Origin of the sequence: Streptomyces sp. XM83C (genome assembly GCF_023072675.1) — a bacterium.
GTDB classification, from domain to species: Bacteria; Actinomycetota; Actinomycetes; order Streptomycetales; family Streptomycetaceae; genus Streptomyces; species Streptomyces thermocoprophilus.
In genome coordinates, this window is sequence record NZ_JALLGL010000272.1 from 1 (window position 1) to 8,490 (window position 8,490).

Annotated in this window: 11 protein-coding genes; 8 read left to right on the forward strand and 3 right to left on the reverse strand. The window is 73.1% G+C overall.

Annotated features, from left to right (window positions below):
- Nucleotides 1-208 precede the first annotated feature (208 nt).
- Complete coding sequence (locus MTQ10_RS24210) at nt 209-622, reverse strand: VOC family protein (RefSeq protein WP_247472277.1); 414 nt, start codon at nt 620-622, stop codon at nt 209-211.
- 109 nt (nt 623-731) lie between these two features.
- A complete protein-coding gene (gene ypfJ, locus MTQ10_RS24215; protein WP_247472278.1) occupies nt 732-1,622 on the reverse strand; it encodes a KPN_02809 family neutral zinc metallopeptidase in 891 nt (296 codons plus the stop codon).
- Between the two features lie 316 nt (nt 1,623-1,938).
- Between ypfJ and MTQ10_RS24220 the strand changes: the two genes are divergently transcribed.
- The 3 genes from MTQ10_RS24220 to MTQ10_RS24230 all read left to right on the forward strand — a co-directional run bounded on the left by MTQ10_RS24220 (nt 1,939) and on the right by MTQ10_RS24230 (nt 5,055).
- Entirely contained in the window at nt 1,939-3,537 is a 1,599-nt protein-coding gene (locus tag MTQ10_RS24220) for an ABC-F family ATP-binding cassette domain-containing protein (RefSeq protein ID WP_247472279.1), read from the forward strand.
- Between the two features lie 335 nt (nt 3,538-3,872).
- Nucleotides 3,873-4,094, forward strand: a complete 222-nt coding sequence (locus tag MTQ10_RS24225) for a helix-turn-helix domain-containing protein (protein WP_190220789.1) — start codon at nt 3,873-3,875, stop codon at nt 4,092-4,094.
- A 142-nt stretch (nt 4,095-4,236) separates the two neighbouring features.
- On the forward strand, nt 4,237-5,055 hold the full coding sequence (locus tag MTQ10_RS24230; protein WP_247472280.1) for an enoyl-CoA hydratase/isomerase family protein: 819 nt from the start codon (nt 4,237-4,239) through the stop codon (nt 5,053-5,055).
- Between the two features lie 168 nt (nt 5,056-5,223).
- On the opposite strand, the gene MTQ10_RS24235 is transcribed toward MTQ10_RS24230, so the two are convergent.
- Nucleotides 5,224-5,967, reverse strand: coding sequence for a nucleopolyhedrovirus P10 family protein (locus MTQ10_RS24235; protein WP_247472281.1), 744 nt, complete (start codon nt 5,965-5,967; stop codon nt 5,224-5,226).
- 104 nt (nt 5,968-6,071) lie between these two features.
- Between MTQ10_RS24235 and MTQ10_RS24240 the strand changes: the two genes are divergently transcribed.
- From MTQ10_RS24240 to amaP, 5 genes are all read left to right on the forward strand, one after another.
- Nucleotides 6,072-6,569 carry an Asp23/Gls24 family envelope stress response protein gene (locus MTQ10_RS24240; protein ID WP_247472282.1) on the forward strand — a complete coding sequence of 166 codons (498 nt, stop codon included), beginning with the start codon at nt 6,072-6,074 and terminating at the stop codon, nt 6,567-6,569.
- A gap of 77 nt (nt 6,570-6,646) precedes the next feature.
- Nucleotides 6,647-6,832: a hypothetical protein gene (locus MTQ10_RS24245; protein WP_247472283.1), complete on the forward strand. Its 186-nt coding sequence runs from the start codon at nt 6,647-6,649 to the stop codon at nt 6,830-6,832.
- The gene (locus tag MTQ10_RS24250) at nt 6,829-7,212 is read left to right on the forward strand and encodes an Asp23/Gls24 family envelope stress response protein (RefSeq protein ID WP_247472284.1); all 384 of its coding nucleotides are present in this window, start codon (nt 6,829-6,831) and stop codon (nt 7,210-7,212) included. The genes MTQ10_RS24245 and MTQ10_RS24250 overlap by 4 nt, the downstream gene beginning before the upstream one ends.
- Nucleotides 7,209-7,877: a DUF6286 domain-containing protein gene (locus tag MTQ10_RS24255; RefSeq protein ID WP_247472285.1), complete on the forward strand. Its 669-nt coding sequence runs from the start codon at nt 7,209-7,211 to the stop codon at nt 7,875-7,877. The genes MTQ10_RS24250 and MTQ10_RS24255 overlap by 4 nt, the downstream gene beginning before the upstream one ends.
- A gap of 5 nt (nt 7,878-7,882) precedes the next feature.
- Nucleotides 7,883-8,461, forward strand: a complete 579-nt coding sequence (amaP, locus tag MTQ10_RS24260; protein WP_282612557.1) for an alkaline shock response membrane anchor protein AmaP — start codon at nt 7,883-7,885, stop codon at nt 8,459-8,461.
- The last annotated feature ends 29 nt before the right edge of the window (nt 8,462-8,490 follow it).

Below are 8,490 nucleotides of genomic sequence, written 5' to 3' on the forward strand. Positions count from 1 at the left end.
GCACGGCACCGCGCGGCACGTCCGGCGGCCCTGTCCCGTCCGCCCCCGGCCGCGACGCTCCCGTGGTCCCTTCCCGTCCGCCCCCGGCCGCGACGCCCCGCGCCGACCTGCCGCCAAGCCGACGTGCCGACCGGGCACCCCCTGAGCCGCCACCACGCCGACGGACCGCCCCGGCGGCCTCCGCCGAGCCGTCGCCGTGCCGCCCGCCTCAGCCGGGTATCTCCGGCGCGTACGTCCCGAAGCTCCACACGTTGCCCTCGAGGTCCCGCGCCATGTAGTCACGCGAGCCGTAGTCCTGGTCCGTCGGCGGCATCAGGATCTCAGCGCCGTGCTCCACCGCCCGCCGGTGGTGCGCGTCGACGTCGGTCACCGCCACGTACACAGCCGTCGTGCCCGCGTCCTTCATCGCCGAGTCGAAGACACCGCCGTGCCCCTTGGAGCCCAGCATCACCACACCGTTGCCCTGCGCCAGCTCGGCGTGGACCACCGAGCCGTCCTCGCCCTCGTACGCCGCCAGCTCCGTGAACCCGAAGGCCTCCGTGAGCTGCCGGATCGCCGCCTTGGCGTCCGCGTACAGCAGCGTCGGGAAGACGCTGGGACGCCCGCCGCTCATGTCCGCCATGCCGATCACTCCCTCGTGATCACAGCCGTACCGTGGGCCGCACTCCGACCCATGACCCAGCATGGCAGCCACCACTGACAACGACCCCCGGGGCCGGGGCGGGCCGGCCTCACCGGAACGTGTCGCAGCGCGCCATGTCCCCGCTGCGGTAGCCCGTGTCGAACCACTGCTGCCGCTGCGCCGCCGACCCGTGCGTCCACGTGTCCGGCGTCACCCGGCCCTGGAACCGCTCCTGGATCCTGTCGTCCCCCACCGCTGCCGCCGCGTTCAGCCCGTCCCGGATGTCGTCCTCGGTCAGGCGCGTGATCAGCGGCCGCCCGGTCGACTCGTCCGGCGTGGTCGTCGCGTGCCGCGCCCACACCCCGGCATAGCAGTCGGCTTGCAGCTCCACCCTCACCGAGCCGCTGTTCGCACCGGTCAGCCCGTCCTGGCCGCGCCGCAGCGAACCCGTCAGATCCTGCACATGGTGGCCGTACTCGTGCGCCACCACGTACGCCTGCGCGAACGGACCGCCGCTCGCACCGAACTTCGTGCGCAGCTCGTCGAAGAAGTCCAGGTCCAGATAGACCTTGCGGTCACCGGGGCAGTAGAACGGCCCCACCGCCGAGGTCGCCGACCCGCACGCCGTGCCCACCCGCTGGGTGAAGAAGACCGTGGGGGAGCGGCTGTAGCTTCCGCCGCGCCGCGCGAACTCCGCGTCCCAGTAGTCCTGCACGCTGTTGACCACCGCGACCATGCGGCAGTCGTCGCGGGTGTTCGCGTCGCGCCCGCTGCGACAGCTCTGCTGCACCTGGGCGAGCGGCGACGAGACCGCCTCCGGCTGGTCGCCGCCCGAGGACAGCCCCAGCTGGTCCGGCCCGACGCCGAGGAACAGTCCGAGCAGCAGCGCGATCAGCCCCGCGATGCCGCCGCCGACGGTGGCCCGCCCGCCCGGGATGCGGCTGCCCCGTACGTCCTGCACCTCGGAGGTGTCCAGACGGGCGTCGTCGTCGAACTGCACCGGTCACCACCTCCGCGTACGGGCCCCCAGGGCATCCTCACCCGACCTGCGGGGCCGCGGCCTCGTGCACGCGGCCGAACGGGCGAGCACCGCCCGCGGCCCTCGGCCCGAGGCCCGCCCCCCGAAGGCGGCCGGGCCGAGGACCGCGAAACCCGGTCACCGGCTGCCCACCACGAGACGAACCGAACACACGAAGGAAGAAAAACTGCTTGCACCGCCCCGTTAGACTGGCCGCATGGCCATTCTCCTCGCGCATTAGACGGCGGGTACGTCCTCAGCCGCCCACCCGCCCTTCCTCCCGCCCTGGAGTCTGTCCGTGATCTCCGCCTCCGGTATCGAGCTGCGCGCCGGTGCCCGCATCCTCATCGAGAACGCCACGTTCCGCGTCGCCAAGGGCGACCGCATCGGCCTCGTCGGCCGCAACGGCGCAGGCAAGACCACCCTCACCAAGTGCCTGGCCGGCGAGGCGCTGCCCGCCGCCGGCACCATCACCCGATCGGGTGAGGTCGGCTACCTCCCGCAGGACCCGCGCACCGGTGACCTCGACGTCCTCGCCCGCGACCGCATCCTGTCCGCGCGCGGCCTCGACGTCCTGATCCGCAAGATGCGCGAGAACGAGCAGCGCATCGCCACCGGCAAGGGCGCCACCCGGGAGAAGGCCCTCAAGCAGTACGAGCGGCAGGAGACGGAGTTCCTCACCAAGGGCGGGTACGCCGCCGAGGCCGAGGCCGCCACCATCGCCGCCGCGCTCAACCTGCCCGAGCGGGTGCTCGGCCAGCCGCTGCACACCCTCTCCGGCGGTCAGCGCCGCCGTATCGAGCTGGCGCGCATCCTGTTCTCCGACGCCGACACGCTGCTCCTCGACGAGCCGACCAACCACCTCGACGCCGACTCGATCATCTGGCTGCGGGACTACCTCAAGACGTACCGCGGCGGCTTCATCGTGATCTCCCACGACGTCGACCTCGTCGAGACGGTCGTCAACAAGGTGTTCTACCTGGACGCCAACCGCGCCCAGATCGACATCTACAACATGGGCTGGAAGCTCTACCAGCAGCAGCGCGAGGCCGACGAGAAGCGCCGCAAGCGCGAGCGCGCCAACGCCGAGAAGAAAGCCGCCGCGCTCAACGCGCAGGCCGACAAGATGCGCGCCAAGGCCACCAAGACGGTCGCCGCGCAGAACATGGCCCGCCGCGCCGAGAAGCTCCTGTCCGGCCTGGAGGAGGTCCGGCAGAAGGACAAGGTCGCCAAGCTGCGCTTCCCCGAGCCCGCGCCCTGCGGCCGGACCCCGCTGATGGCCGAGGGCCTGTCGAAGTCGTACGGCTCCCTGGAGATCTTCACCGACGTCGACCTCGCCATCGACAAGGGCTCCCGCGTCGTCATCCTCGGCCTCAACGGCGCCGGCAAGACGACCCTGCTGCGCCTCCTCGCCGGCGTCGAACAGCCCGACACCGGCGCGGTCGTCCCCGGTCACGGCCTCAAGCTCGGCTACTACGCCCAGGAGCACGAGACCCTCGACCCCGACCGCACCGTCCTGGAGAACATGCGGTCCGCCGCACCCGACATGGACCTCGTCGAGGTCCGCAAGGTGCTCGGTTCGTTCCTGTTCTCCGGTGACGACGTCGACAAGCCGGCCGGGGTGCTCTCCGGCGGTGAGAAGACCCGCCTCGCCCTCGCCACCCTCGTGGTCTCCTCGGCGAACGTGCTGCTCCTCGACGAGCCCACAAACAACCTCGACCCGGCCAGCCGTGAGGAGATCCTCGACGCGCTGCGCACCTACAAGGGCGCGGTCGTGCTCGTCACCCACGACGAGGGCGCCGTCGAGGCGCTGCAACCGGAGCGGATCATCCTGCTGCCGGACGGCGTCGAGGATCTGTGGGGCGCGGACTACGCGGATCTCGTCGCCCTCGCTTGATCGAATGGATGATCGCCCGGGTATGGATCATTCGGCCCATCGATGATCCATCATCTGTGTGAGATCTCCTCGTACCGAGGTGTGTCTCGCTTTCACATTCCGGCGGAGCCCTTGATTTCCAAGGGCTCCGCCGTCCTGCATCCCTGACCTGGCCTTTCGTGGAAGAACCCGTTCGGCCGCACGGACAGGAGTGTCAGGAATCACAAGTTCCGCTTGTGGGGATGCGCTCCTGTCGTCAAAACCCTCTCGCATCGACCTTGCCGAATGGGTGGCCATCGGGCGCCGGAGGGGTGATCATGAGGGGACCAGAGCGCACTTCCCATGAGGAGGCACGGGTGGCCGAGACTCTGAAGAAGGGCAGCCGGGTGACCGGCGCCGCGCGCGACAAGCTCGCGGCAGACCTGAAGAAGAAGTACGACGCCGGTGCGAGCATCCGGGCGTTGGCCGAGGAGACCGGCCGCTCGTATGGCTTCGTGCACCGGATGCTGAGTGAGTCGGGTGTCACGCTCCGAGGGCGTGGCGGGGCGACACGGGGCAAGAAGGCCCAGACGGCCTGACACCCCGGGCGGCCCATCGGCTTCGCTGGTGGCCACCCGGTCGGAGTCCCCGCGCGCCCCCGCCGGGGGCCCGGTGCGACGCCGTACCGACCGGGTGGTTACTGTGCAGTCACTTAGCTGACCGCACGCACCGGAGGCGCTCATGGCTTCGCCCGCCCAGCCCGACACGGAACAACACCTCGTTCCCCTGCTCGACAAGGACGGCGTACGGCTCACCGTCGACGACGCGATCGCCACGGTGACGCTGAACAACCCGGCCAAGCTCAACGCGCAGAGCCCCGCCATGTGGCGGGCGCTCACCGAGGCCGGGCAGCTGCTGCCGGGCTCCGTCCGCGTGGTCGTGCTGCGCGGCGAGGGCAAGTCCTTCTCCGCCGGCCTGAACCGGCAGATGTTCACGCCCGAGGGGATCGAGGGCGAGCCGTCGTTCATCGACCTCGCGCGCAGCAGCGATGCCGACCTGGACGCGGCGATCGCCTCCTACCAGGAGGCCTTCACCTGGTGGCGGCGCAACGACATCGTCTCCATCGCCGCCGTGCAGGGACACGCCATCGGGGCGGGCTTCCAGCTCGCCCTCGCCTGCGACCTGCGCGTCGTCGCCGACGACGTGCAGTTCGCCATGCGCGAGACCAGCCTCGGGCTCGTCCCCGACCTCACGGGCACGCACCCGCTGGTGAGCCTCGTCGGATACGCCCGCGCGCTGGAGATCTGCGCGACCGGGCGGTTCGTCACGGCCGAGGAAGCCGTCAGTATCGGCCTCGCCAACCTCTCCGTGCCCGCCGACCAGCTCGACGCCGCCGTCACGGACCTGGCCGCGGCCCTGCTGTCCGCGCCGCGTGACGCCGTCATCGAGACCAAGGCCCTGCTGCGCGGCGCCGCCGACCGCACCTACGAAGAGCAGCGTGCCGCCGAACGCCAGGCCCAGGCACGCCGCCTGCGCGACCTGGCCGGCCTCGGCGACTGACACCGGCCCGGCCTGTCGGGTACGGCGCCTTCTCGTGCCGTACCCGACAGGCCGCCGGGCCCTGCCGCCGCGCCCCTCACCACCGAGGCCAAGGGGCCGGCCGGCCTCCGGTCACCCCCGGAGGCCCGGAGGCCGTGGGGCAGCCCGGAAGCCGAGAAGGCAGCCCGGTCACTCCACCGCCGTCACCAGCACCGCCACCGTCGGGCGCTCCTCCAGCGCCTCCGTCACCGCGGCACGCACCGCCCGCGCCACCTCCACCGGCCGCCGGTCCCCGGCTACGGCCACCTCCACCCGGACATGCCGGCGCGGCAGCTCCGCCTCCCGGCGCGGCCCGTCGTCGATGTGGACCGCGCGCCCCAGGAACCCCGTCAGTCCGGTCACCCCCGGCACCGCCAGCGCCGCCCGCCCGGCCCGGGCTTCCGCGGTGTCGGCATCGTCCGCCGCCGTACGGGACGTCTCCCGCGGTACGCCGTCCGGGACCGGGCCCGCGGGATCCGCCGCCGGTGCCGGACCCGCCGCCTCGTCCAGCAGTTCCGTCACCCGCAGATCGATCTCCGTGACCGTCAGGCCCAGCCGCTCCGCGGCACCGGTCAGATTCACCCGAACGCGGGAAGCCGTCACCGGAAGCGGTGCCTCCGCCGTGGCCGCCAGATCGGCCGTCACCCGCAGCCCGCCCGGCGGCAGCGCGCTCGGCGGAGCCGGTACGGCCGGCTCGGCCACCGCTTCCGGATCGGCGAGCGCCACCCTCACCCGGCCCAGCCGCACCCCCGCCGGCCCGGCCACCGCCTGCCGCAGCACCGTCACCGCCGCGCTCTCGGCGACCCAGGCACCGTCACCGGGGCCGCCCAGCGGCAGCAGCCTGCCCAGCCCCAGTCCGCGCCGCACCTGATCCGTCCACCGCTGTGCCGTCATTGCTCCAGCGTGCCGCATCTCGGGCGCGCGTTCGCGGAACCGCACTTACGGTGGTCGGAGGACGACACGTGGTCGAACGACGACGACCGAAGGGACGTACGGCGATGACCGACATGACGGACAGCGGGCGGACCGGCGCCGCCACAGGCGACAAGGACATTCCCGACACCTCCGGTGGCCGCCGGACACAGCCCGGCCGGCGCGGCGGCGGAGACCCGGCCACCCGCGGGCGGACCACCATCGCCGACGGAGTCGTGGAGAAGATCGCCGGGCTCGCCGCCCGCGACGTCGTCGGCGTGCACGCCATGGGCAGCGGCCTGTCCCGCACCTTCGGCGCCGTGCGCGACCGTGTCCCCGGCGGCTCCAAATCCGTCACCCGGGGTGTGAAGGCCGAGGTCGGCGAGGTGCAGACCGCGCTCGACCTGGAGATCGTCGTCGACTACGGCGTGTCGATCTCCGAGGTCTCCCGCGAGGTGCGCGAGAACGTCATCGCGGCCGTGGAACGCATGACCGGGCTCGAGGTCGTCGAGGTGAACATCGCGGTGAGCGACGTGAAACTGCCCGACGAGGAGGACGAGGAACCGGAACCCCGCCTCCAGTGAGCACACCGGGACGAAACGAGGGAAGCACAGGATGAGCGCCGAGGACAGCAGACGATGACCGTCGAGGGGAGCGCACGATGAGCATGGCCGTGGTCGGCATGATCGCCGGCATGGCACTGGGCTTCGCCGGATACTTCGGCGGCTTCGGAGCCTTCCTGCTGGTGGCGGCCCTCGGCGCGATCGGGTTCGTCGTCGGCCGGTTCCTGGAGGGGGACCTGGACCTCGGCGACCTCTTCCGCGCCCGTGACGACCGGCGGCGGTGACGCCCGTGACCAGTGGGTCCGCCCAGCTCAGTAGACCCCTGGCCGCCGTCCCGCCCGCCGAGCGCGGCGCGACGCGGATCGCCGACCGGGTGGTGGCGAAGATCGCCGCGCAGGCCGCCCGCGAAGCGGCCGGACCGCTCCCGCGGGGCGCCTCCCGCCCGCACGCCACCGTCGTCGTGCACCACGGCACGGCCCGGCTGCGCGTCCAGCTCGAACTCGACTACCCCACCGACATCGGCGCCCGCTGCCGCGCGGTGCGCCGCCATGTCACCGAGCGGGTCGGCAAGCTCGCCGGCCTGGACGTCCTGGAGGTCGCCGTCCAGGTCGAACGCCTGCACCTGGCGGCCCCGCACGGCGCGGACCACGGGAGGACGCGATGAGCGCACCCCGCCCCGGCGACGACGGCGAGGACACCGCACGCCTGCCGCCGGTGCTGGAGAAGGACACCGGCGACCACCTCGCCCCGGACACCGGCGACGACGGCACCCCGGCCGTCACCGGCCGGGCAGGCCGCTTCTGGTCCGCCCGGCGCGTCCCCGCCGGCATCGTCGCCCTGCTCCTCCTCGCCGCCGCGGGCCTCTTCCTCTACGACATCGTGGCGGTACGCGCCGACCGCCCCGCCATGGGCTGGCGCCGGACCCTCGCCCGGGAACTGGCCGAACGGCCCCTCGACGACCCCTGGGTACTGGCCGGCGCCGGCATCGCCGCCGCCCTCGGCCTGTGGCTGCTGCTGCTCGCCGTCACACCCGGCCTGCGCAGGGTGCTGCCGATGCGCCGCACCCACCCCGACGTCCGCGCCGGACTGCACCGCGACGCCGCCGCCCAGGTGCTGCGCGACCGGGCCATGGAAGTGGCCGGCGTCCAGACGGCGCGGGTCCGCGTGGGCCGCGCCAGAGCCGACGTGCGGGCGGTGTCGCACTTCCGGGACCTGGACGACGTACACACAGACCTGGACCGGGTGCTCGCCGACGCGGTCCGCGGACTGGGACTGGCCCGGCCGCCGCGCCTCGCCGTGCACGTCCGGCGGCCCGGGAAGAAGGGGTGAGACCCATGCCCAAGGCCGTCAACCGGGTGCTGACCGGGATCGTCGGGCTGGTGCTCCTCGCCGTGGGCGGCTCCGTCCTCGCCGTCGGGCTGGGCGCACCGCCGCCCTCCTGGTGGATCCACCACGGCCCCCACGACGTGCTGCTCAGCAGGGCCGAGCGGCTGCGCTGGCGGGACGAGGGCTGGTGGTGGCCGGTGGTCATCGCCGTGCTCGCCGTGCTGGTGCTGCTCGCGCTGTGGTGGCTGACCGCCGTTCTGCGCCGCCGCCGGATCGCCGAGATCCTCGTCGACACCGGCGACGGCGCGGGCGCCCTGCTGCGCGGCCGGGCGCTGGAGTCCGTCCTCGGTGACGAGGCGGGCGCCCTGGAGGGAGTGCAGCGCGCCCACGTCCGGCTCACCGGGCGCCGCAACGCCCCCGCAAGCCGGGTTCGGCTGCTGCTCGAACCGCATGTCGATCCCGGCACCGTCCTGCGCGAGCTGACGACGGAGGCCCTTGGCCACGCCCGGGGCTCGGCGGGCCTCGCCGCGCTCCCTGCGGAGGTCCGCCTGCGGGCCGCCAGGCACCGGGCGCAGCGGGTCAGCTGAGACACGCCCCGGCCCGGCCCGCCCGGGCC